Raw genomic sequence first — 21,204 nt, 5'->3', positions numbered from 1 at the left:
AAAAAAGTCTTCCGTCTCTTGACATAATCAAGGGACGAAAGACTTTTTTCGCGGTACCACCCAAGTTGTTTATCTAAAATAAACCAGCTTTTAAATAGTGTACAAACATACACCACCGATGATAACGTACCGGTCGACGACTAATCCTACTTTAACAAAGTTATTTCAGTTAGCAACTAAGAAAGTGTTTTTCGGAACAATCAAGGTCTGATCAGGTTTCCACTAAATCCCGATTCACTGGCAGGTTGATTGAACGTACTCCTCTTTCCTACGTTTTTTATCTTGTGACATTTATATTAGCACTCATTCTTAAAAAGTAAACCCTAAAATTAAAATTTAAGTAGACCTTGATGAACAAGACTCTAATTAATCATTTAAATTATAACGAAGTTTCATTTGTTCAGAGCCAGCAATCACCATGTCACCGAGCAGCTTAGTTTGGCGTTGCATGGATTCGTCTGCTAATTTTTGGTTGGCGGCTTCCAAGTAGGTGTTGACGTCAGTTTGATTGCTTAAATCAGCATCAGTTTGGTTTTCGATTTGACGATAGGCACTCATGGCACCGAGTTCGAAACTGTTCCGCATGTCGACATAGAAGTCATAGTCGGTATCGCCGAGTAACGCCGTCGTGCAGCTCAACCAATACATGTTATTTAAGTTGAAAGTCCCATTGGCGTCTTTGTAGCTGGCAGGCGTGTCAGAAACATTGGCGTAAAATGGCACGACAGTATTGAACGTGTTGGCACCGAATGCTAACCAGTGAATCCCGGCAATTTCGGCTGGGACGTTATTACGAATTTGCAAAATGTGCACATCGTGATTTCGGTTGATCCCGATTGGCCGGAACAAGGTTTTATCGGCTTCGGAGCCACTCCCATAAACGTCATACTTGGTGTTTTCATAGTGAGAGCTCAAGACAAACTTCACATCTTCAATCGAGATTTTACGATTAGCATGACAGATGAATGGTAAATCTTGGCCCATCGGATCTTGATCAACGTCTGGTGTAAAGTATTTTTGACCGAACCAAGCGCGGGGATTGTTATAAACGGTATCTTTGATTGTGGCGCTGCCAAAAATGTGACGTAAGTTAACTTGATCGAAATCAGGATTCAAATTATTGTCAGCAATCAAGGCTTCCAGATCGTCAGACGCCATCGTATCATCAGCGGCAAAGTCGAAGTCGTCGATGTTCATCCGGTTAGGGGCAACGACGTAAGCATCATCCGGAATGCGTTTAGCGGCCCAATGATGACCACCAATGGTTTCTAACCACCAAATTTCATTGTTGTCTGAGAAAGCAATCCCGTTTGGTTCATACGTCCCATAGTCTTTTAAGAGGGCGCCTAAACGCGTCACGCCTTCTTTAGCTGAGTGAATGTATGGCAAGACTAAGGTGACCAAGTCTTCTTCACCAATCCCGGTGTCAACTAAAGGATCAACGCCCTGAATGCGGGAATTAGTCGTAATGGTTTCCGTTGCCGACATGGCGATATTTTCACTATTGATCCCGGCTGCAGGCCAAGTTCCGTTAGTTAAAATTGAGTTTGGAATTGACGTATAACGTAACGGGTTATCAGGTAATTCCACCTTAACTTTACTAATTACGGATTGATAGTGTTGTGGTTGGTCAGCAGGATTAACCACAACCAAGCGTTCTGGATCTAGGGCTTCATGCCCATCATCATTCCGAGAAATAATCGTTGAGCCATCAATTGAGGCCTTTTTACCAACGAGAATTGTAGTACAAGAACCTTGAATTCTTTTTGTCATTTTAAGCGACACTCCTTTGAAGTTATTAGTTTCATTATACGCTTTCCAAGGCGGGATTAGCAGGGGTGATCAGACTTGTACCGGTTTCGCTTTCTTGAGAATGTAGTTAACGCCGCTGATACTAATGCCAGCACTTACCGCGATCTCGCGATAAGTTTTGCCGGTTGCCCGTAATTGATGAACGAGTTGATATTTCGTTGGTTGCAAGGACGTTTCAGCTTTCTGAACGGCCGGCTGGGTTGGTAACGGTTGGGTGAGAATTTGTGGGGTGGCGGCTTGGATACGGGCCATTTGATTGACCACGTAATGTGTTGTTTGGGCATCCCACAAGGCATTATGTTGGTGAGGGTTGAAAATGTTCAGTAAACCGGCAACCCCATTTAATGGCAAATTGTGGTTGGTAGCTAGTGGCTTTTGATTGCTCCGATTGATAACCGTATTAGTGTATTTCTCCCCGTCGAAAACTTGTAATGGTTGACTGAGAATGGCTTGCTGGGTGGCGGACAGTTTTTGAAAATATTGTGCGCCGAGCCAATGTAAGGCCTTTAAGTCTTGTGACTGATCCCAGAATACAAGTGGTAAGGCCGCTGCGAGGACATGGTCAATAAAGTCTTTGAGGACTTGCTCAGGCGCTGCAGCTTGTTCGAATTCGCTCAGAGGTTGCCCACTGGCAGCAAGTGCGGCGAGCTTTTTCTCTGGTAGAAAGGCTGGAAAATCTAGCAACCGGTCGTAATACACACTCGTCTGCTGATTATCCTGATAACTGAGCGCGGCCAATTGAAAAATGGTACTTTCGGCGCCGTTAATCGTGGTCGGTGTCCAATGATAGCACCCTGCGTGAAATTGACGTTTGAAAAAGGGACCAAACTCGCAATCAATGACGATATAGTGTTGAGGAATCGTCTTGAGCTGTTTAATTGCTGGAAATACTTGTTGAAAATTAGCTTGAAAATGCGTCGTGGTTGTCGGCAGGTCTAGTTGATAACCAAATTGGGCTAATAATTCTGGCGCAGCCAAGGCATTCGGATTAGTGGCAACTTTGAGAATGTTTTTATGACTGATCTGTAAGGTTTCACCGATGTCAAAGTGGATGGCATAAAGCTTCTTGGTCGAATTGAGGGTGATCTGGGTGACTTTGCCTGCGACTGCTTGTTTTTGCGCCGGGGTCAACGAGCAATCGTCATTTAATTGTAAGGCCGGATAGCCCAGTATGTATAAATAAGTTGCCACGTTTTTTTGATTACGGACTAACATGACTAATGGTTCTACCATGATAAAGTTCCTCCTAAATTATTCTTTCGCTAGTGATCACCCAGTTTTAACTGGCCAAAGTTTGTACTGACTGACCAACCATGAATTTGGTAATGACAAATTGATGGCGCTGGTTGTAATGACCGTACAGGGCTAATTTGGCATTGGGCCGGAGTTGGTAATAGAGTGTCAACGCGTGTTTAACGATGATACAGTTAATCGGTTTTGCTTGGTTATCGTTGGGCTGTACCCGCACATAAAGCATAAAGGGATCTAATTTTAAAATTTTGACTTGATTATCATAGTGGCCTGCAATAGTTTTCATTTCCATGTCATTCACCTCACAATCATTATACGAACACATGTTCTAAAAAGCTAGTAAAAAGGTGTTAATCAAGTTATTTTTTTCAGATGAGCGTGCAATTCCCTTTTTTATGATAAAAAAACTACAAAAAAACGCCAAGACTTGGTATGATAAACCTTGGCGAATGAAAGGGGGCCCGACCATGGAACGAGGACGGCGAGCAACATATGAAGAACGAATTGAGATTGTAAAATACACCTTGGCACATCAAAATAATTATCAGGAAGCGGCTGATAAATTTAATGTGTCATATCCGCAAGTCTATACTTGGGTCCGTAAATATCGGCTAACGGGTGACGAGGGCTTAGTTGATCATCGCGGTCGGCCCAAGCAATCAAAATAGGCCTTTACATAAAGGGAGCGTAACTTGGGAGATAAAACCAAGTTGCGCTTTTTTTGCGCTAGTAAGTAGTTCTCAGCGTGTCACCAGATGTCCCCGACGCCGGCGTTAAAGTGCTATACTACCGACAATAGTTTAGATTGAGGATGGTGACTAAGGATGCAGGCAACGGTATTACTAGTAGAAGATGAAGTTGGCTTTCTGAAGCATTTTCAGGTAGTTTTGGCGGCTTGCCCCGTTGATTGAAAGTTAAAAATTAAGTTTCTTCAGTTAAGGCTAAGAGAACCTTGCTAGTTGTTGTGAGCCGATTTTTGTAAGCTAGACTCATCTTACAAACGAGGTGAGTCATCATGACGATTACAACAACGAACAAATTTGATTATTCAAAGGTGCCTGCCGTGACTGGTGTGTTCTGGCTAGCAAAGTTGATTACAACTGGGATGGGTGAATCAGTATCGGATGCGTTGTCTTCAATTATTTCAAAACCCGCGACCTTACTCGTTTCGGTGGTTGCTTTCTTAATTTTACTGACGATGCAATTACGCAGTGACCGTTATCGGCCCCAATTTTACTGGCCAACCGTCGCGACACTGGCGATTGCTGGGACCGCACTTGCAGATGAAACCCACGATGCTTTAGGGATTGGTTATCCAATCTCGGTCGCAATTTATCTCATTGCCATGATTGCCACGATGGTCGTCTCAATGGGTGCAAATGGTTTTTCGAAAAAATTTGAAGTCGCAACTTTCTGGTTTGCGTACATCTTGACGCGTCCAGTTGGTGCCAGCATTGCTGACTATTGTGGCTATGGCACGCCTAACTTAGGCAACGAAGTCATGAGTGTGGTTTGGATCGCGCTGTTTATTCCAGTGATGATTTACCTTGGTGTCAAATTTCATCAACAACTCGTTGCCGAAAAAGCGGCCTAGTTAATGTCGAATAAGAACTTGAATCGCTTATCTTTCTAAAATATCACTCAAATTTGACCGCTTTCGGTGACGGGTCATGCCATTAGCTGTGGGAGCCAGCCTAAAAAAACAAGTCTTGAAAGACGCCCGCGCTGTAAGCGCCACGCCCATGCACTAACGCCACCGACACAGTAAATTCCATGCCCCATCAACGAAAGTTTGATAGTGAACCACTCAAAATAACGCCAATACAATTGTACTGGCGCTTTTTGATGGGCTCACTTTTTAATGGCTTTTTTCGAATCAACCGATTCCCCGGGCTGTTTAAAAATCTTTCCCCGGAATCTATATGGATTTTCATTTAATTCAAGCGTAAGTTGCTCGAAATTCTGCCAAAATAGTTTGTTCGAACGCAGCAATTTGACTTGAATCGAGGGTAGCTTGTTGTTCAGGCTGGACTAAGCCATTGAGTTGCATGGTAAACGTGGCCTTGAGATAGGTCTCAGCGGTCAGTAATGGCAAGTTGTGCTGACGAACTTCGCTTAAAATTTGCGCAATTAAGGCTTGCGCTTGGAATAGCATAAATTCTGGCGTGAGATTTGTGACGAGAAAGTTGGCGGCCTGCGCTTGTTGCAAGTACGCTAATAACTGCTGCAAGTAGTCTTCAGTTGCCGTGGTTAAGGTAGATGCCAACGTTGGATAGTTGGTAGTTAGTTCGGTCATAAAAGTCGTAGTCGTCGAGCCAAGCAATAATAGGGCCTTTAACCAAGTGGATAAGAAGTTGGTTGGCTCGAAGGCTGGCAATTGGTTGTCTTTGATGAAAGTTAAGTGTCGCGTGACGACTGCTTCAACCAAGTCATCTTTATTTTTGAAATTTAAGTATAAGGTAGCCCGACTGACGCCAACTTGTTGCGCTAAAGTGCTCATGGATTGTGTTTGAAAGCCTTTAATTAAAATTAAGTGGTTAAGTTTAATGACTAGATCTTGCCGTTTGATCATTTGATCACCTCAAAAAATAGTATACAATAATTTTACAAATTAGACAATGTGATGTATTATTTGTCTAATTTAAAACTGAAATGAGGTTATTGAAATGAAAAAAGTTGTGGTCACAGGTGGTTCGGGATTTGTCGCAAGTTGGGTGATTGCGGAATTTTTGACTCATCATTATGAAGTTGCGGCAAGTTTACGGTCTTTGAACAAGGCGGCTGCCATCAAACAAGGGTTGCAACGGCTTGTACCAGCTGAAGATTTAGCACATCTAAGTTTTTTTGAGGCCGATTTAATCAAGCTGACTGGCTGGCAACAGGGATTAACGGCTGCGGATGGTGTCATACATGTGGCATCGCCATTAGGGCATGGGACAGAATCGACCGAAGAATTAGTGCGTGTCGCGAAGGCGGGCGTTCAAAATGTGTTCACAGCTGCGGCTGCTGCCGGGGTTAAACGGATTGTCATGACTAGTTCGCAGGCAGCTTCAACACCGGCCAGCACTGCACTTGGGACATTTGATGAAAGTTTCTGGACAGATCCTAAAAATCCAGAATTAGATCCGTATCGAGTTTCGAAAGTCCTCGCAGAACAGGCGGCTTGGGACATTGCTAAACAGGAACAACTGCAATTGACGACGATTTTACCCGGCGCTATTTTCGGTCCAGTGTTAACGACTAATCTCAGTTCAAATGGCATCTTACTCCAATTATTAAACGGATTGCCGGCAATCCCCAAAGTGTCATTGGAAGTTAGCGATGTCCGTGATTTGGCGCGTTTACATCGGTTAGCATTTGAAAATGAGCAAGCGATTGGGCAACGTTATTTGGCCGCGAATCAGACGATGACGATGCTAGCAATTGCGCAAGCTTACCAACAGGCCTTTCCACAATTAAGGATTGCGGCCCGGCCGTTGCCAAATTGGGCGACTCGCCAATTAGCCAGAGTGATGCCAAGCATGCGGACCTTAGTGCCAATGTTGAATCGGCGCTACCATCACACTGCTGCGGCAGCGATGACGCAACTCGGCTGGCAACAACATCAGCCCGTCGAAACAGTGGTCGCCGCGGGGCAACGGCTGATTTCGATGGGATTAGTCAAATAAACGCACATTAATCGCTGCATTTTAGCGACACGCTCAGTTGTAACTCGAGGGGTTTCTCGGTAGAATAGAAATACTGAATTAATCAAAGGAGTATTGGGCGATGGACTTAGCGGCGGCGCAACAAGTATTAAAAACAACGTTTGGTTACGATGAATTTCGACCTGGACAAAAAGCGGTCATTGAACAAGTCTTAGCGGGTCAAAATACGCTGGCGGTCATGCCGACTGGTGGGGGTAAGTCACTCTGTTATCAAATTCCAGCCTTATTATTTGAAGGGTTAACTGTAGTCGTATCACCTTTAATTTCTTTAATGAAGGATCAAGTCGATGCCTTAAACGATAATGGCATTGCCGCGACGTTTATCAACAGTTCGATGGCCTACCGTGAAATTAATTTGCGTTTACAAGAACTTCGTGCCGGCGATTATACGTTGTTATACATTGCGCCGGAACGGTTAGATTCGCCACAATTTATTCAATCGCTTGGAAATTTACCAATCAGACTGCTGGCGATTGATGAAGCCCACTGTATTTCACAATGGGGGCATGATTTTCGACCGAGTTATTTGGCGTTGAGCACAGCCATTGAACAATTGCCGACGCAGCCGCAAGTCTTGGCGTTGACTGCGACGGCCACTGAACAAGTTGCCCAAGATATTTGTCAACGCTTAAAGATTTCACCTGATAAGGAAGTTAATACCGGCTTTGCCCGTGACAATTTGGACCTGTCGGTTGTCAAAGATCAGGACACGGATCGTTATATTTTGGATTATTTATCGGCCAACGCGAATGAAGCCGGCATTATTTATGCCAGCACCCGCAAGGAAGTTACTCGGTTAGTCGCATTACTCAAACGGCATCACGTGCAAGCCACGATGTATCATGCTGGGTTGGATGATGACGTCCGGCGGCAGAATCAAGAAGATTTTCTGTACGATCGGGTGCAGGTCATGGTGGCGACCAATGCGTTTGGGATGGGCATTGATAAAAGTAATGTTCGATTCGTTATTCATGCGCAAGTGCCGGGAACACTGGAAGCTTACTATCAAGAGGCCGGTCGTGCGGGGCGAGACGGGTTACCAAGTCAGGCTATCCTGATTTATCGTGCCAAGGATATTCAAATTCAACATTTCTTCATTGATGAATCGGAAATGGACGATGAACATAAGCACCGATCTTATCATAAGCTGCAGTTAATGACGCAGTATGCGAATACGCAAGGTTGTTTGCAGCAGTTTATTTTGAATTATTTTGGTGAAGATTCCGAACCCTGTGGTCGTTGCAGTAACTGTCGTGATGACCGCACGGCCCAAGATATTACGACCGCAACGCAAAAAGTGCTGTCCTGTGTCGTTCGGCTACATTCGCGTTTTGGGAAAGGCGTGGTAGCCCAAGTGCTATGTGGAGCTAACAACCAACGCGTGCGTGAGCTGAATTTGAGTGAGCTGCCGACATACGGGATCATGGCCGGTCAACGGCAAAAAAGTGTGACTGAATTGATTGACTTTTTGACGGCAACCGGTTATTTGCAAACGATGGGCGGTCAATACCCCACGCTGACGGTTACGCAGGCGGGGGTCGCTGTCTTGAAGGGTGAATCTCAAGTGATGCGCAAAACGGCACAGACCGTTGAAAAGTCTGTGCCGGTGAATGATGCGTTATTTGAACAATTACGGACATTGCGTCATGGCTTGGCTGAGACGCAGCACGTGCCACCATTCGTGATTTTTTCTGATAAAACGTTACATTCCATGTGTGACTTATTGCCTGAAAATGATGACGCCTTTCTCAACGTCAAAGGGGTTGGGGCCAGCAAACTAGAAAAATATGGTGAGACCTTTATGGCAACGATTCGCGCCTATGTGCATCAGCCGGCTACTGCCGACTGACCGTTGCTGGTTTAGGCTGTTGCGTGGGTGATTGCGCCAAAAGGCCATAAATATCACTGGCAACTTTACCATAAGATTTCACGCCGTTTTGGACGTTGGACATGATGACGATCGTGGTATTACCGCTACGGCTAAAGTTATTGATAATGTTCCAGCCGGACAAAATGCCGTGATTACTGTAACTGGCAGGATTCACATAGAAACCCATGCCATAAGTCGAAGAACTGCCGGCCGTGAGCATGTCTTTGCGAGCGGCTTTGGAAATTAGTTTGTCGGTCATCAAGGCGCGATCAAAACGGTACATATCATCGACTGTCATGTAGAGATTACCACAACCAAATAATTGGGATAAATCTGGTAATTCAGGCGTGGTGTATTGCCCATTTTTGATTTTATAGCCGATTGAATGATTGGCGACTTGATTGAAGGTTTTGTAAGAACCAGAGGAATCCATGCCAGCTGGCTGAAAAATGTGTTTTTCCAAGTAGGGCAAAAGCTGCTGACCACTGATTTTTTCGACGAGATAAGCTAAGACCGTATAATTGCTATCTAAATAGCGCCATTGGCCAGGCTGTGCCCGAATCCCTTGTTTTTCAATATCTTTAACTAGCTCAGTTGGCGTAATGGCGTCGTTGGTTTCTGCATGACCAATGATGCCAGACGTATGCGTCAATAAATTGCGGAGTTTAATCGTGTGACCATTAGGAAAGTTTGGCAGATAGGTACTGATTGGGGCGTCAACTTTTAGTTTGCCCGCGTCTTGCAGTTGCAAGATGGCGGTGGCGATGATGGCTTTTTGGGCCGACCCAATGTAATACGGTGTTGTGACCTCATTTGGCAGATTTTTCTGGCGATCACGCAAGCCGTAGCCTTTACGGATCATGACTTGATTGTTTTGGACGACTAAGATGCTTCCTGAAAAGTTAAGCTTAGTCATATAGCGGTCAATGGCTTGATTAGTAACTACCGTTGGCAATGGCTGTTTGACTGCCGTTTTAGTCGTGGCTGGTTTTGCTTTGGCGACGACGGTCGTGGGTGCTGCTTTTTCTGGCACGACAGTTGGTTGCAAAAGATCATTAATCGTGACCCCAATAACGCCTAGTCCTACGGTGATTGTGGCTGCCAAGGCTAGCCGACGGACCCGGTTTTGATGGTGATAGTGCATAGTCAATTCCCCCAAAGTTATGATTCACTCAAATTAACCTAACTATACCACGCTTGTACAAACTTGAAAATTAGATTTTAAACTATTTTTAACCCTTCGGAGGTGTGATTGGATGCAAATTACTTGGCAAAATACAGCGGAACCAGTTTCAATGAAACGTTTTTTAACGACGCACGGGATTAGTATGCGCTTAATCAAAGAAATCAAACACGGTAGTGGTGAGTTCGTCGTCAATGGTGACGCGCGAACGGGCGAAATTACAGTTGCAACTGGCGATACTGCGGGCATTATTTTACCCGCGGAAGCGGCAGATGAGACTGTTGCTAGCAGTGATCAACCGATCGACGTTTTATATGAAGATGCGAATTGGTTGGTTGTGAATAAACCAGCCGGCTTAACGAGTGTCCCTGGCCCCAGTAATCAAACCGATACGTTAGTCAATCGGGTCAAGGGCCATCTGGTCCGTGAAGGGGCCGAAAACTTAAAGTCCCATTTGATTACCCGTTTAGATCGCGACACGAGTGGCTTGGTCTTAATTGCGAAGCATCGTGTCGCTCAAGGCATGTTAACGGTTGAACCAACCGCACATACCTTGCGGAAGACTTATCTGGCTTGGGTCAGTGGCGAAGTGACGCCCGCCAAAGGCACGATTAAAGCCCCAATTGGTCGACCGACGGAAAGCCCCCGGCGTGAAGTGATGGACACTGGTCAAAAGGCAATCACTAAGTATTGGGTTGAGCAAACCTTTGGTGATCAAGTCACCGAGGTCAAGTTGGGCTTGGTCACTGGCCGGACCCATCAAATTCGGGTACATCTCACTCATTTGGGCCATCCGTTATTGGGGGATCAACTTTATGGTGGTGATCAGCAGTTGATCAAGCGCCAAGCGCTACATGCGTCAACGTTGACATTTAAAGATCCATTCAGCGGTGAGCGGCGTGAATTTGAAGCGCCGTTACCAGCCGATTTACAAGCGTTGGTGCAGACGTTAACGGCTATGACTAACGCATAATTAAGCAAAAAAATAGTCACGTGCTAAAGGTCATTAAACTCATGACTTTCGGCCGTGACTATTTTAGTTACAATCAAGTTAATTACCAGCAACTGGCTCGGAATCCGCTGCCAGGGTGGCAAAGGTTGCCGTTAACTGGGCAAGCGGGTCAGTCAAAGTCAGGTAATAAATATGTTCAACCCCGTTACTGCGCATATCAATCACACCAGCCTCACGCATCAAGCGAAGATGATGCGAAACCGCTGGCCGTGAAATATTGACGAGGGCAGTAATGTCAGTCACATTTAAACCGTCGGCACTGTTCCCCAGAGCAATGATGATTTGACGGCGGACCTTTTCTGCAAAGATCCCAATAAGTTGGGCACTTGCTGCTAATGCTGTTTCAGATTTTTCATAATTAGCCATAACTGAACTAGTCCTTTCAGATTCTATTTGATTCACTTAGACCTGATTCCCCCACGGTGGCTTAAAAGACACTGAAACCGGCTTTGGAACGGGTTAAGCGAACAACTACGCCATTCGTGACGTTTGTGTCGCAAAGTTAATCGAGCACAATTTATGAGAATGCGTTAGTATTATCGGTAGATACTAACTGATTCAAATCGTTAAAGTCCGCAAGTTGTCGAGCGGACTGTGGGCTAACGATACAACGTTACTTATACTTCATTAAAACAAGTCCTCAATTAGTTGTCAATTGTTTTTATTGTAAGGATTCATTATTAGGCACTTAAATCATTAATGTTTGTTTTATATCCGTATATTTAAAAATAGGGTAAAATAGTTGTTTGTAAGGAGCGAGCGAGATGAAAGTATTAGGAATTTTAGGGGCCCATCAGCCTGACGGGGTGACTAGCAAAATGTTACAGGCGGTCTTAGCGGGCGCCAGTCAAACTGCCACGACGGATTGGATAAATTTGGCGGACTACGAGATTAAGCCGGATCACGATAACCAGTCTAACCCGGTACTTGACAAATTAGAAGCCAAGCTGTTAGCTGCGGATGTGTGGGTGCTAGCGGCGCCAGTCTATTTGGGTAGTCTATCAGGGGTGATGAAAAACTTTTTGGATTGTTTTCGCAGTCGAATTGCGCGTTACAATGCGGTTGGTGAGGCAGTGCCAGATCGCTTTAAAAACAAACATTATGTGACAATTACCGACTGTTATGCCGGTGGTATCGAAAATTATTTGACTGGTGTGACGGATGCCGCGTTTAAGACGATGGATAAGTTTCTCACCATGGGCGGCCTAATTAAGCTGCGTGAGATTGTCGTCACCCATACTTGGGGCATGAAAACATTGTCTGCCGCGAAACAGGCAGAAGGCGAACGAGTTGGTCGTAAAGCGGCGTTAAAAAAGGAGCGAGATGATAATACTGTGAAACGTTATATTGAATTATTCGGCATGATTGCCGTGATGGCGTTAGTAACGATGGGAATTGAAGCGGCAATTGGACTCGTGATACCACTACATAATTTCTGGGTCTACTATGGCGTGTTCGTGTTGATATTTTATGTTTTACTGGCATCAATTTTGCACTTTTTCACGGTTGTCAAACACCGCCGCCGCTAATTTGTGCTAACATAGAGCTGTGGGCGCCCTTAGTGTAAAGGATAGCACGCGAGATTTCGGTCCTTGCGATCCGAGTTCGATTCTCGGGGGGCGCATTTTTTCGATATGTGAATAGGCGTGTTGTGTTGGCCCGGTCTGTTTGCCAACGAATTGCTCAATGTGAAAAATAAACAGTGCACGCTAATGACTAATTTCAATAATTAGTCATTAGCGTGCACTGTTTTAGTTTCAATGACTACCGACCCGCCCAGAACATAGAAAAGAAGCCAAGCATAAAGATTACCACCAAAACAGCCCACCAATAACCGGATAAGAAGTCCCAAAAATTCATTTTGCCAAAGCGGCGAACATAGCGGTTACGTTTAGGATCAAAGACAAACTCTGAAGTATCAACCTTAGCTTCTTTTTCAGCGCCAAAGACCAAAGTATCTAGGCTAACGTTAAAAATATCCGTTAGTTTAATCAAGTTGTTCAAGTCGGGAGTGGAGTCACCAGATTCCCATTTGGAAACGGCCTGACGCGTCACGAATAGCTTGCTGGCTAAATCATCTTGGGTCGTGTGCTGTTCCTTGCGAAGCTTTTTTAATTGTTCGGGAAATTTGTTCATATGTGATTCCTCCTGATCGGTTAGAAGCGTTTTTTTCTAAAAATAAGGTAGCCAGCCACTACAAAGAGTAGTGTGTAACCGAGTGTTCCCAGTATTAATTGCTGATTAAGTAGATGACTCGTGTCGAAGTAAGTCGCATGGTTGTAATATTGGCGAGTGAGATTCGTCATGTTAAACGGATTCCAGCGCAAGACTTGCGTGAACTTTCCAGCGTTCAGCAGGTTAGCAGAGATAAACTGGCCCATGAAAACCATCAATAAGCTAACGCTGATCACAACCGCATTACTATTAATCAGACAGGAGAGCAGAAAGATCAGACTGATAATAAAGGTTGTGGTGAGAATATCCAGCGTCATGGTTTTTAACATGTTTTCCCACAGCGGTTGTTGATAGCGGTAGCGCACTGACCATGCCATGGATTGATTCATGGGAAGTGCGTGAAGTCCGACTGTGAAAAGTATGGCGATAAGATGCAGCCAGACATTGTAGGCCAGAATCACGAGATATTTGGCTAAATAAGCCAAGGCCTTATTTGGCGACTTATAGAGTAAAGTGAGAATTGCGTTATTTTGAAACTCCATCGAAAAAGTCGTTGCTCCCACCACAACTAGAATTAACATCATCCAGTCTGGTGCATCATAGCAAGTTGCCATGAGAAGTCTGCTTTCATTATATCCCATTGCCAGACCGGTTGAAATCATGAGTACAAGTAGCACGAGCGGAGCCAACCAGGCTAACTTTCGATGACTGAGCTTATAAAATTCTTGATAGAGACTAAAGGCCATTTTAACTGTTCCTTTCTTAATTAATTTAGCAGCACCGTTTCTTGAATAAGTCATATCCCAAGATCGTAAAAATTACGCTGTAAATTAAATTACCGACAATGATTTCACCGTTGCTAAGATGTGAAATTGCTGCAAATGATGGGTTTGCGAGTTGTTGTGTAATGAAAATCATGTTCAATGGGTTCCAGCGAAATAGGGGTATTAAAGTTATGAAAGATTTCATGAACGCGATTGAGAAGCCAGCACCAAGAAATCCCAGTGCCAAGCCCACACCGATTACTGCGGCGTTAAGTTTCAGTAGCATAATCAGCATGAACGAAAGGGTCACAATGAATAGGGCATAGATTAGAGTGCCCAGTACATTACCAATGAGCAAACTGAGTTGTGTCTGGCGATCAATGATCAATGCTGACCACGATAACTGATTGCTGCCCACCAGCCAGGACTTGAGGACGATCGTGAAAAAGGTGGCAATGAGGGTTAAGATGACGCTGTATAACCAAACAATCAACAGTTTTGCCAGATAGATTTGCCAGTGGTTGGTGTTTTTATAAAGGAGAATTAGAATTGTTCGGTTGCGATACTCCATGTCAAAGAACGCCGACGCAACTGCAATTATAATAATCGGAATCCACTGGACAGCACCGAATTCAAACACAACTTGTGTGGCGGTAGTGTTAGTGGTTAAAACACTATATATCATCAAAAGTAGTAGTGTCAGGATTCCGACACTAGCGGTCTTTTGATGGGTAAACTTGAATAGTTCTGCGCTTAAACTATGCTTCATGGTGATCACTCCGTTGTTGATCCAAAATATTGACGACGAGTTGTTCTAAATTACGAGCCACTGGCGTTAGTTCTCGTATGTGAATCTGTTGCGAACTAAGCATATCTTGGATTTCAAAACTGTTTTTGTGGTTAATTTGAAAGGCATTACCGTCTAGGACGTAATGGATGTGATGTTCTTTTAAAATTTTTGCAGTCAACGAGAAATCTTCTGTGAGCAACTTGTCGGCTTGATGATGAAGCTGTTCAAACGCGACGATAGGTTGGTCGACAATGATTTCACCGTGATTAATGAGCACAATTTTGGTCATCACTTTTTGAAGTTCACTCAGAATGTGGCTTGAAATTAAGAAGGCAGTCCCCTGTGCCGCGTATTGCTGAATAAGTCGGCGAACACCAATTGTGGCTGTGACGTCAAGACCATTCATCGGTTCATCAAGGATGACCAGTTGTGGATGATTTAGCAGCGCAATGGCAATACCCAATTTTTGTTTCATCCCTAAGGAATAGCCCTTGGATTTAGCCTGAATGTAGTCGGTCATGCCTAATTCAGAAATAAGTTGTTGTCGATCAGCCGCATCGTGTGCGTAGAGGGCCAAGTTCTGTTGGCCTGTTAAAAAGGGATAAATTGCAGGGTGTTCAATCAAGGCCCCAACGTTGGCTAACGCATCGTGTTGGTTTTCCGTCACCGGTTGTTGGTTGAATTGAATTTGGCCGTCAAATTTGGTGAGTCCCAGGATTGTTTTCATCAGCGTTGTTTTTCCAGCACCGTTAGGACCAATCAAACCAACGATGTCGCCTTGATGGATTGTAAAAGTCGCGCCTTTGATCAGTCGTTTCCGGCCAATATAAGTATTGACGTTTTGGACATTGAGCATGGATTCTTCCTCCTAAGTAGATCTTAATTAAGGCTACTATCGGTCACTTTGCTAGTTGCATACAAGCAAGCTTCGGCGACCATTCCGCAAATTGAGAGGAGCATTCGCGCAACTAGTCGGATTGCAATAGGCTAGAATAGTTGTGATATCAGTATTTGTCTGGGTTGCACAACAATTGCTAGTCTGGCTGCTGCTTTTTTATCGTCATAGTCTTGGTTGGCTGGTTTCGGCCGTAACGATTGGGAGATTCTAAAGCTCACTAGCATGTCTTGGGAAAATTAAGTTGCAAGTCTTGTGACAATATCGCCACGATTGTGACCTTAAAATGGTGACGCTGTGAGTATCTACGGTTTCGGCTCGTCCAAAAGTAACGTATAATTTAATTAATCATTAGTGTGACAAGGAGGCAGTTGTATGCAGGCAGTGGGACAATTTATTGCCACAGTTGGTTGGTTAGGGTTAGCACTGATTGTGAGCGAATTAGGCGCAACCTTAATTTATGAACTTGGCCAGTGGGTCAGTTTTCGCTTGATCGGCGCCCGGGTGGTCCAGTGGGCTGGATTTCGATATCAATTGACTAAGCGTGATGGTCATTGGCGCTTCAGCCATCCGATGAGCACTTATCCGCATTTAGTGGCGATGCCACCGGCGGATGCCCACAAATTCAATCATGCGGTCTATTGCTTTGGTGGTGGCCTGTTTAGTTTGATTACCGTGGTCATGAGTCTGGTCACATTGGGTCAATTTAAGCTAAGTTTCAATCTGTGGCTACTGGCATTTATCATTTGGATTTGGACCAACACGTTAAAAATTGGTCAGTTGTTACCGATGAACATACATGGACGGCCAACTGCGGCCAAAGATTTTCAGACTGCGCGGGAGTCGGACGCAGCGATGACGGCGGCCTACGTCACGGCAGTGGCAACGGCGTTGAAGGCCCAAACCGGTAGTGTAGCTGATTTGGATGCGGCGATGATTGTCATGCCTCGTGGTGGTGGCAATCAGAATTACTTTGTCGTTCGCCAAGCTTACCTGACGCTCGCCTGGGGGTTGCAACATGGTCTGAGTACCCCTGACTTATTGGCAGGCTTAGCCCGTTTGGAACCGAGCTTTAATACGTTGCCACCGGCTGATTTAGCCAAGTACCTCGATGCCACAATTTATTGGAATTTATTGGCGAATCGAACGGAGCCACAAATTGTCGGTTGGTATCAAGATACTGGGGTTAAGCAGGTGTTACAGCGTTATGAACCACTAGCTAATTTTAAATTACAGGCGGTCTATAATTGGCGAGTCGCTAACCAACCAGCATTAGCATTGACGCAAGTTGAACGGGGGTTGAAGTTGGCGAAACGCAGTCGCGATGTCACAGAAGTGGCTTGGTTGCAAGCCCTAAAGGTCATGATTGAAACTGCTTAGGTTCTGGTAAAGATTGGTCAGGAAGGCATCAGTGGGTCGTTGGTAGTGCTAAGCTGGAAGTAGCTTAAGTGAGAAGGGTGAAAAAAGTGATGCAACGGATACAACAACATTGGGGTTTGTGGCTGACGCTTCTAGTCATTACTGTCGGTCTAATTGGTGTCGGCTTAACGCGGGTCAATGCCGGCCTTTATCAGCAGACGGTGGCTAAGGTGACCGCCATTAAAAAGATTAATCATACCGCCACGACGGATGAATTTAATAACAAGGATGCGACTTATACACAGTGGGTCACGGTGAAAGTGCTCAATAACCGACATCAGGGACACAGTTATCGACTGAAGAATACGTATACGAAATCGCAAGCCATGGACCAAGATTACCGGATTGGCAACCAAGTTTTTTTACGTATTCCAAGCGAGAAAGATGCGGCGATTACGATCCAAGGCTTGAAGCGGGATACGACGCTAGCATTTGTTGCCTGGCTGACGTTGGCCTTACTGCTACTGATTATGCGGTTTAGTGGGCTGATGGCCTTACTCAGCGTGACCTTGAACGCCGTGTTATTTTACGGTGCCATTCAGATTGATTTAGCGACGAATGGTGGTCATCTCTATACTTTATTTGGCATTTTGGCGGTCCTCTTTGCCGTCCTAACATTATGGTTGGTACTCGGCTTTTCGCGTAAAATGCTGGTCACACTTGGCGCCACCATCGCCGGAACCGGGTTAGCGGTTATTATTAGTCTAATCGTCTTTAGTGTGACACACGAGCGTGGTGTGACCTATGAGGCGATGCAGTACGTGACCCAAGTCCCCAAGCCGTTGTTCTTAGTGGAAACGATTCTGGGATCACTAGGTGCCGTGATGGATGAATCAACGGACATTGTCGCCTCCTTATTCCAATTACAAGAAGAACGACCAGACATTTCCCCGAACCAAGTTTTCAAATCTGGCTTGCAAATCGGCCATTCAATTATGGGACCGTTAATTAATGTGCTATTTTTAATTTTTATGGCGGATACTTTTTCAATGACCTTGCTTTATTTACGAAATGGCAATAATTGGGGCTATACCTTTACGATGAATATGTCACTCGGCATGGTTCAAAGTTTGATTTCCGGCATTGGGATTGTTTTAGCAATTCCGGTTGCAAGCTGGCTGGCGAGTCGTCTGATGCCACGGGAGGTGACGACCGCATGAGTACGATAACTGTTTTAGGACTAGTGTTATTTGCATTAATGACGATTATCGGCGGCAAAACTGGGGCAACAGCCTTTTTAAGTCTAATTTTTAATTTTGCCTTACTGTTTTTGTCGATCGTCCTGATTTCGTGGGGCTTTCCAGCGATGGGGGTCTCCTTAGTGATTGGCACGGTGATTCTGGCATTTACAATTTTCTTTGGTGAAGATAACGAGTTAGCGGCGAAAACCGCGTATATTGCGTCTTTAATTATTATGGTGGCATTGATTTTGCTGATTTTTCCAGTCGAACACTGGATTATGGCACAAGGTTTCAGTTTGGAAGATAGTGAAGATCTAGAAGGCATGTCGTTAACGATTGGCGTCTCGTTTGTGGGTGTTGCAGTGACGGAAGCGATTCTAAGCACATTGGGTGCCATTGCTGAGGCTAGCATTGCGATTGCCGCTGGATTGAGCGAGATCATTGAACAACATCCACATGTCGCGACTAAACGTCTGTATATTGATGGGATTAGCATTGGAAAGCAAATCATTGGGACGACGTTTAACACGCTGTTCTTTGGCTTCTTCGGGGGATTTTTGGCGTTATTCATCTGGTTCTCGGGGCTCCATTACTCATTCGGGAGTGTGATCAACAATAAAATTTTTGTGGGTGAAGTTTTAATGGTGATGTTTTCTTTGATCGGTGTGATTTTGGCCGTACCGATTACAACTTGGGTGATGACGCTGGAACACCGACGCGCGGCTAAGCTGAAAGATTGACGTCCTGCCGGTTAATCTGGTAGGGTGAAGTGAAACTTAGTTGTGGGAGGCTATGATGGAAATTAGAAAAGCACAACCGCAAGACAGCGCCCAGATCGCAGCACTGATTGCGATGATTTATCGCGATATGGAAATGCCCGTGTTGAAAAACGTGAGTGATGCCGGCTTGCTGGCGATGTTAACCAAGCTGTATGCCATGCCTGAAAACTTGGCGGGTTTGGCACAAACGTTTGTCGCGGTGAACGACGACCACGTATTAGGGGTGGCATTTGGCCATCCAGCTGAAAATGAAGTGGCTGTTAATGAGATCTTAGCGAAAGTTTCCGCGGCACAGCCCGGTTTTACTGGGCCATTAGAACTCGGTGGTGAAGCTCGTCCTGGCGAATGGTATTTGAGTATGCTGGCGGTTGATCCGCAGACACAAGGTCAAGGTATCGGTAGTCAGTTACTGACGGCATTGCCAAAACTAGTTGCAGACTTGGGTGAGACTAAGCTCAGTTTAAATGTGGATGATGGTAATCCCCGAGCAGCCAAATTATACCGTCGCCAAGGGTTTACTGTAGATGGTCAATTGATGATTGGCGTGTATCCCTATGCGCATATGGTCAAAAAGATTTAATGAGATGGGAAGCCCAGACAAGCTCTGAGGCTTTTTTTATTGTCTCAAGATAGGTAAAATGAAGCCATGAGTGTCATTAGGAGGAAGATAGCGATGCAACTTTATTTTGTGCGGCATGGTCGAACACAGTATAACGTGGAACAACGATTCCAAGGTGGTTCGGCGGATTCACCACTAGTTGAGAGTGGAATTACCGGTGCCAAAGCCGCTGGAAAATATTTGCAGCGGACGCAATTTTCGCATGTGTATAGTAGTCCACAAGGCCGCGCCTTGGATACGGCCAAGTTGATCACGGCGGAAAATCAGTGGCAACCAGCCATCACGATTGACCAGCGTTTCAGTGAGCTAGACTTTGGGAGTTGGGACGGTCAATTGGAGCAGGACGTAACGCCCAAAGACCAACTGGAAAACGTGATTCATCATCCCGCGGCCTATCAACCGGAACTGGCCAACGGTGGGGAGACCTATGCCGAATTTGTTGCACGCACAACTGCTGCGGTCCATGATGCAGTGGCTAAGGCTGGTGTGGCTAATCCACAACCGGTGTTGATTGTGTCACACGGTCTAGTGACGACAATGACACTGAAAACCTTGATGGGCGTACCAGTTTCTGGGCTACGGGCACCATTTGTCGTGGACGGGAAGGTTTTGAACACGGTCGGTCATGGGATTGTGGATAACGATAGTTTAACGATTGTCGAAACTCATGATAACGTTAATTTTCAGCTGGTGACTTGGAATCAAACGAGTTATTTGACCGAGTAGCGAGTGAAAAAGTTACTGAAGGTTGAAAGTAAGCCGTAGTGTGTCAACTATCAGTTCAGACAGACTTTACTTCCGGTTGGGACTGATAACATGCGGCCGTGGGACCGGTCCAAGCCTGAGGAACGTCTTGGACCTCGCCCGGAACCCTTGCCAAAAGCGCAAGTGTCCCGGACCGTCCGTGGCGTAACGTCGGCAAAAAAACAGCCGATGTAACGCCACCATCACGACCGATTCCATCAGTCTCAACCTTCAGTTTATTTAGCTTAGTGGAGACAGGTAGAATCGAAGCTCCAGATCGTCCTTTGGCTGGAATTGTCCCACATAGCACAACGATTCTGCCTGCTGGAGCGGAATTTCCATTGATTTGGAAGTACCTGTTGCCTATATGAACGCAGCTAATCAACAGCGAACTAGGCATCATACAACGATTCTGAATAGCTTTTCTTCGAACAATAAAATGGCCGACAAGCAATAATTGCTCGTCGACCATTTTTTTTAGCTCACATCAAACTGACTAAGCGTTCCGTCATGATTTGTGCGACATCCCGTGCTTGCCAGAAACGGTCAATTAGTGGGGCGAAGGCGTGGTTCTGACCTTGATACTGGACAAAGGGGCTCTATAATATCTGTTGTTGGTAATCAAGACCAATCTTGGTTACTGGCAACGGATTTTTTATGCACTTTTTATGCCGTACAGTATAAATAAATATGTATGGTAAACTAATAATTGCGTAAAAAAATAGACATAGTCACTAGGCTTTGTCTATCCACACCACATTTCAAGAAGAAAGAAAGCGACTATATCCATGGATAATGATACTAGAACTTTACTCGGAATAGAAGACCAAAATATTAAAAAGTTTCGAATTACCAGAGAACCACATCAACTCCTCGTTGATGCCGTTTTAGACTACCGTCCAAAAGCGTGCCCACAATGTGGGATTGTTAACCCTAAAAAGCATGCCAAGATCATTAACTATGGCTGGCGTATGGCCAATGTGAAGCTCCCACGAAGTGGTGA

21 protein-coding genes, 1 tRNA gene and 1 pseudogene are annotated in these 21,204 nt (G+C 45.0%); 13 read left to right on the top strand and 10 right to left on the bottom strand.

What is annotated here, in order from left to right; genetic code table 11:
• Positions 1-366: 366 nt before the first annotated feature.
• The 3 genes from FFM74_RS02495 to FFM74_RS02485 all read right to left on the bottom strand — a co-directional run bounded on the left by FFM74_RS02495 (position 367) and on the right by FFM74_RS02485 (position 3,355).
• A complete protein-coding gene (locus FFM74_RS02495; protein ID WP_137625056.1) occupies positions 367-1,773 on the bottom strand; it encodes a C69 family dipeptidase in 1,407 nt (468 codons plus the stop codon).
• Positions 1,774-1,842: 69 nt separating this feature from the next.
• A complete protein-coding gene (locus FFM74_RS02490; RefSeq protein WP_137625055.1) occupies positions 1,843-3,045 on the bottom strand; it encodes a hypothetical protein in 1,203 nt (400 codons plus the stop codon).
• 46 nt (positions 3,046-3,091) lie between these two features.
• Positions 3,092-3,355, bottom strand: coding sequence for a hypothetical protein (locus FFM74_RS02485; RefSeq protein WP_137625054.1), 264 nt, complete (start codon positions 3,353-3,355; stop codon positions 3,092-3,094).
• Between the two features lie 175 nt (positions 3,356-3,530).
• On the opposite strand from FFM74_RS02485, the gene FFM74_RS02480 reads away from it, so the two are divergent.
• Positions 3,531-3,731, top strand: a complete 201-nt coding sequence (locus FFM74_RS02480) for a helix-turn-helix domain-containing protein (RefSeq protein WP_171000632.1) — start codon at positions 3,531-3,533, stop codon at positions 3,729-3,731.
• Positions 3,732-4,078: 347 nt separating this feature from the next.
• Positions 4,079-4,657, top strand: coding sequence for a COG4705 family protein (locus FFM74_RS02475; protein WP_137625052.1), 579 nt, complete (start codon positions 4,079-4,081; stop codon positions 4,655-4,657).
• A gap of 345 nt (positions 4,658-5,002) precedes the next feature.
• Here the strand turns inward: FFM74_RS02475 and FFM74_RS02470 are convergent, their stop codons facing one another.
• Positions 5,003-5,635, bottom strand: coding sequence for a TetR/AcrR family transcriptional regulator (locus FFM74_RS02470; protein ID WP_137625051.1), 633 nt, complete (start codon positions 5,633-5,635; stop codon positions 5,003-5,005).
• A 94-nt stretch (positions 5,636-5,729) separates the two neighbouring features.
• Here FFM74_RS02470 and FFM74_RS02465 point away from each other — a divergent pair, with 94 nt between their 5' ends.
• Positions 5,730-6,731 (top strand): NAD-dependent epimerase/dehydratase family protein, encoded by a 1,002-nt coding sequence (locus tag FFM74_RS02465; protein ID WP_137625050.1) that lies wholly within the window; start codon positions 5,730-5,732, stop codon positions 6,729-6,731.
• A gap of 100 nt (positions 6,732-6,831) precedes the next feature.
• A complete protein-coding gene (gene recQ, locus FFM74_RS02460; RefSeq protein WP_137625049.1) occupies positions 6,832-8,619 on the top strand; it encodes a DNA helicase RecQ in 1,788 nt (595 codons plus the stop codon).
• Here the strand turns inward: recQ and FFM74_RS02455 are convergent.
• The gene (locus FFM74_RS02455; protein WP_137625048.1) at positions 8,606-9,784 is read right to left on the bottom strand and encodes a serine hydrolase domain-containing protein; all 1,179 of its coding nucleotides are present in this window, start codon (positions 9,782-9,784) and stop codon (positions 8,606-8,608) included. The two genes, recQ and FFM74_RS02455, sit on opposite strands and share 14 nt — an antisense overlap.
• 112 nt (positions 9,785-9,896) lie before the next feature.
• Here FFM74_RS02455 and FFM74_RS02450 point away from each other — a divergent pair, with 112 nt between their 5' ends.
• Positions 9,897-10,796 carry an RluA family pseudouridine synthase gene (locus FFM74_RS02450; RefSeq protein WP_137625047.1) on the top strand — a complete coding sequence of 300 codons (900 nt, stop codon included), beginning with the start codon at positions 9,897-9,899 and terminating at the stop codon, positions 10,794-10,796.
• A gap of 78 nt (positions 10,797-10,874) precedes the next feature.
• Here FFM74_RS02450 and FFM74_RS02445 read toward each other — a convergent pair whose 3' ends face one another.
• Positions 10,875-11,201, bottom strand: coding sequence for an ArsR/SmtB family transcription factor (locus tag FFM74_RS02445; RefSeq protein ID WP_137625046.1), 327 nt, complete (start codon positions 11,199-11,201; stop codon positions 10,875-10,877).
• Between the two features lie 398 nt (positions 11,202-11,599).
• Between FFM74_RS02445 and FFM74_RS02440 the strand changes: the two genes are divergently transcribed.
• Together FFM74_RS02440 and FFM74_RS02435 are read left to right on the top strand one after the other, a co-directional pair.
• Positions 11,600-12,364 (top strand): flavodoxin family protein, encoded by a 765-nt coding sequence (locus FFM74_RS02440; protein ID WP_137625045.1) that lies wholly within the window; start codon positions 11,600-11,602, stop codon positions 12,362-12,364.
• Between the two features lie 23 nt (positions 12,365-12,387).
• Positions 12,388-12,459: transfer RNA gene (locus tag FFM74_RS02435), tRNA-Arg, on the top strand.
• A 140-nt stretch (positions 12,460-12,599) separates the two neighbouring features.
• On the opposite strand, the gene FFM74_RS02430 is transcribed toward FFM74_RS02435, so the two are convergent.
• From FFM74_RS02430 to FFM74_RS02415, 4 genes are read right to left on the bottom strand one after another with little or no spacing between them, the layout of a single operon-like run.
• Positions 12,600-12,971: a helix-turn-helix domain-containing protein gene (locus tag FFM74_RS02430; RefSeq protein ID WP_137625044.1), complete on the bottom strand. Its 372-nt coding sequence runs from the start codon at positions 12,969-12,971 to the stop codon at positions 12,600-12,602.
• Positions 12,972-12,991: 20 nt separating this feature from the next.
• A complete protein-coding gene (locus FFM74_RS02425; RefSeq protein WP_137625164.1) occupies positions 12,992-13,756 on the bottom strand; it encodes an ABC transporter permease in 765 nt (254 codons plus the stop codon).
• Positions 13,757-13,781: 25 nt separating this feature from the next.
• Complete coding sequence (locus FFM74_RS02420; protein ID WP_137625043.1) at positions 13,782-14,543, bottom strand: ABC transporter permease; 762 nt, start codon at positions 14,541-14,543, stop codon at positions 13,782-13,784.
• Positions 14,533-15,420 carry an ABC transporter ATP-binding protein gene (locus FFM74_RS02415; RefSeq protein ID WP_137625042.1) on the bottom strand — a complete coding sequence of 296 codons (888 nt, stop codon included), beginning with the start codon at positions 15,418-15,420 and terminating at the stop codon, positions 14,533-14,535. The genes FFM74_RS02420 and FFM74_RS02415 overlap by 11 nt, the downstream gene beginning before the upstream one ends.
• Before the next feature lie 414 nt (positions 15,421-15,834).
• On the opposite strand from FFM74_RS02415, the gene FFM74_RS02410 reads away from it, so the two are divergent.
• The 6 genes and pseudogenes from FFM74_RS02410 to FFM74_RS13625 all read left to right on the top strand — a co-directional run.
• The gene (locus tag FFM74_RS02410; protein WP_137625041.1) at positions 15,835-16,839 is read left to right on the top strand and encodes a hypothetical protein; all 1,005 of its coding nucleotides are present in this window, start codon (positions 15,835-15,837) and stop codon (positions 16,837-16,839) included.
• A gap of 89 nt (positions 16,840-16,928) precedes the next feature.
• Positions 16,929-18,038 (top strand): YibE/F family protein, encoded by a 1,110-nt coding sequence (locus FFM74_RS02405; protein WP_137625040.1) that lies wholly within the window; start codon positions 16,929-16,931, stop codon positions 18,036-18,038.
• A complete protein-coding gene (locus FFM74_RS02400) occupies positions 18,035-18,799 on the top strand; it encodes a YibE/F family protein (RefSeq protein ID WP_137625039.1) in 765 nt (254 codons plus the stop codon). The genes FFM74_RS02405 and FFM74_RS02400 overlap by 4 nt, the downstream gene beginning before the upstream one ends.
• Positions 18,800-18,851: 52 nt before the next feature.
• Positions 18,852-19,418 carry a GNAT family N-acetyltransferase gene (locus FFM74_RS02395; RefSeq protein ID WP_137625038.1) on the top strand — a complete coding sequence of 189 codons (567 nt, stop codon included), beginning with the start codon at positions 18,852-18,854 and terminating at the stop codon, positions 19,416-19,418.
• A gap of 93 nt (positions 19,419-19,511) precedes the next feature.
• Positions 19,512-20,183 carry a histidine phosphatase family protein gene (locus FFM74_RS02390; protein WP_137625037.1) on the top strand — a complete coding sequence of 224 codons (672 nt, stop codon included), beginning with the start codon at positions 19,512-19,514 and terminating at the stop codon, positions 20,181-20,183.
• Positions 20,184-20,989: 806 nt separating this feature from the next.
• Positions 20,990-21,204: pseudogene (locus FFM74_RS13625) on the top strand (hypothetical protein); the annotation flags it as partial.

It is taken from the genome of Lactiplantibacillus pingfangensis, assembly GCF_005404945.1.
Lineage (GTDB): Bacteria > Bacillota > Bacilli > Lactobacillales > Lactobacillaceae > Lactiplantibacillus > Lactiplantibacillus pingfangensis.
This window is presented reverse-complemented; position numbering and strand designations above follow the sequence as displayed.

Coding starts and splice junctions, on each gene's coding strand:
- FFM74_RS02450 (WP_137625047.1), top strand. CDS start 9,897: ATGCAAATTACTTGGCAAAATACAGCGGAACCAGTTTCAATGAAACGT.
- FFM74_RS02465 (WP_137625050.1), top strand. CDS start 5,730: ATGAAAAAAGTTGTGGTCACAGGTGGTTCGGGATTTGTCGCAAGTTGG.
- FFM74_RS02395 (WP_137625038.1), top strand. CDS start 18,852: ATGATGGAAATTAGAAAAGCACAACCGCAAGACAGCGCCCAGATCGCA.
- FFM74_RS02415 (WP_137625042.1), bottom strand. CDS start 15,420: ATGCTCAATGTCCAAAACGTCAATACTTATATTGGCCGGAAACGACTG.
- FFM74_RS02425 (WP_137625164.1), bottom strand. CDS start 13,756: ATGGCCTTTAGTCTCTATCAAGAATTTTATAAGCTCAGTCATCGAAAG.
- FFM74_RS02390 (WP_137625037.1), top strand. CDS start 19,512: ATGCAACTTTATTTTGTGCGGCATGGTCGAACACAGTATAACGTGGAA.
- FFM74_RS02495 (WP_137625056.1), bottom strand. CDS start 1,773: ATGACAAAAAGAATTCAAGGTTCTTGTACTACAATTCTCGTTGGTAAA.
- FFM74_RS02430 (WP_137625044.1), bottom strand. CDS start 12,971: ATGAACAAATTTCCCGAACAATTAAAAAAGCTTCGCAAGGAACAGCAC.
- FFM74_RS02410 (WP_137625041.1), top strand. CDS start 15,835: ATGCAGGCAGTGGGACAATTTATTGCCACAGTTGGTTGGTTAGGGTTA.
- FFM74_RS02480 (WP_171000632.1), top strand. CDS start 3,531: ATGGAACGAGGACGGCGAGCAACATATGAAGAACGAATTGAGATTGTA.
- FFM74_RS02485 (WP_137625054.1), bottom strand. CDS start 3,355: ATGGAAATGAAAACTATTGCAGGCCACTATGATAATCAAGTCAAAATT.
- FFM74_RS02470 (WP_137625051.1), bottom strand. CDS start 5,635: ATGATCAAACGGCAAGATCTAGTCATTAAACTTAACCACTTAATTTTA.
- FFM74_RS02455 (WP_137625048.1), bottom strand. CDS start 9,784: ATGCACTATCACCATCAAAACCGGGTCCGTCGGCTAGCCTTGGCAGCC.
- FFM74_RS02400 (WP_137625039.1), top strand. CDS start 18,035: ATGAGTACGATAACTGTTTTAGGACTAGTGTTATTTGCATTAATGACG.
- FFM74_RS02420 (WP_137625043.1), bottom strand. CDS start 14,543: ATGAAGCATAGTTTAAGCGCAGAACTATTCAAGTTTACCCATCAAAAG.
- FFM74_RS02445 (WP_137625046.1), bottom strand. CDS start 11,201: ATGGCTAATTATGAAAAATCTGAAACAGCATTAGCAGCAAGTGCCCAA.
- FFM74_RS02475 (WP_137625052.1), top strand. CDS start 4,079: ATGACGATTACAACAACGAACAAATTTGATTATTCAAAGGTGCCTGCC.
- recQ (WP_137625049.1), top strand. CDS start 6,832: ATGGACTTAGCGGCGGCGCAACAAGTATTAAAAACAACGTTTGGTTAC.
- FFM74_RS02440 (WP_137625045.1), top strand. CDS start 11,600: ATGAAAGTATTAGGAATTTTAGGGGCCCATCAGCCTGACGGGGTGACT.
- FFM74_RS02405 (WP_137625040.1), top strand. CDS start 16,929: ATGCAACGGATACAACAACATTGGGGTTTGTGGCTGACGCTTCTAGTC.
- FFM74_RS02490 (WP_137625055.1), bottom strand. CDS start 3,045: ATGGTAGAACCATTAGTCATGTTAGTCCGTAATCAAAAAAACGTGGCA.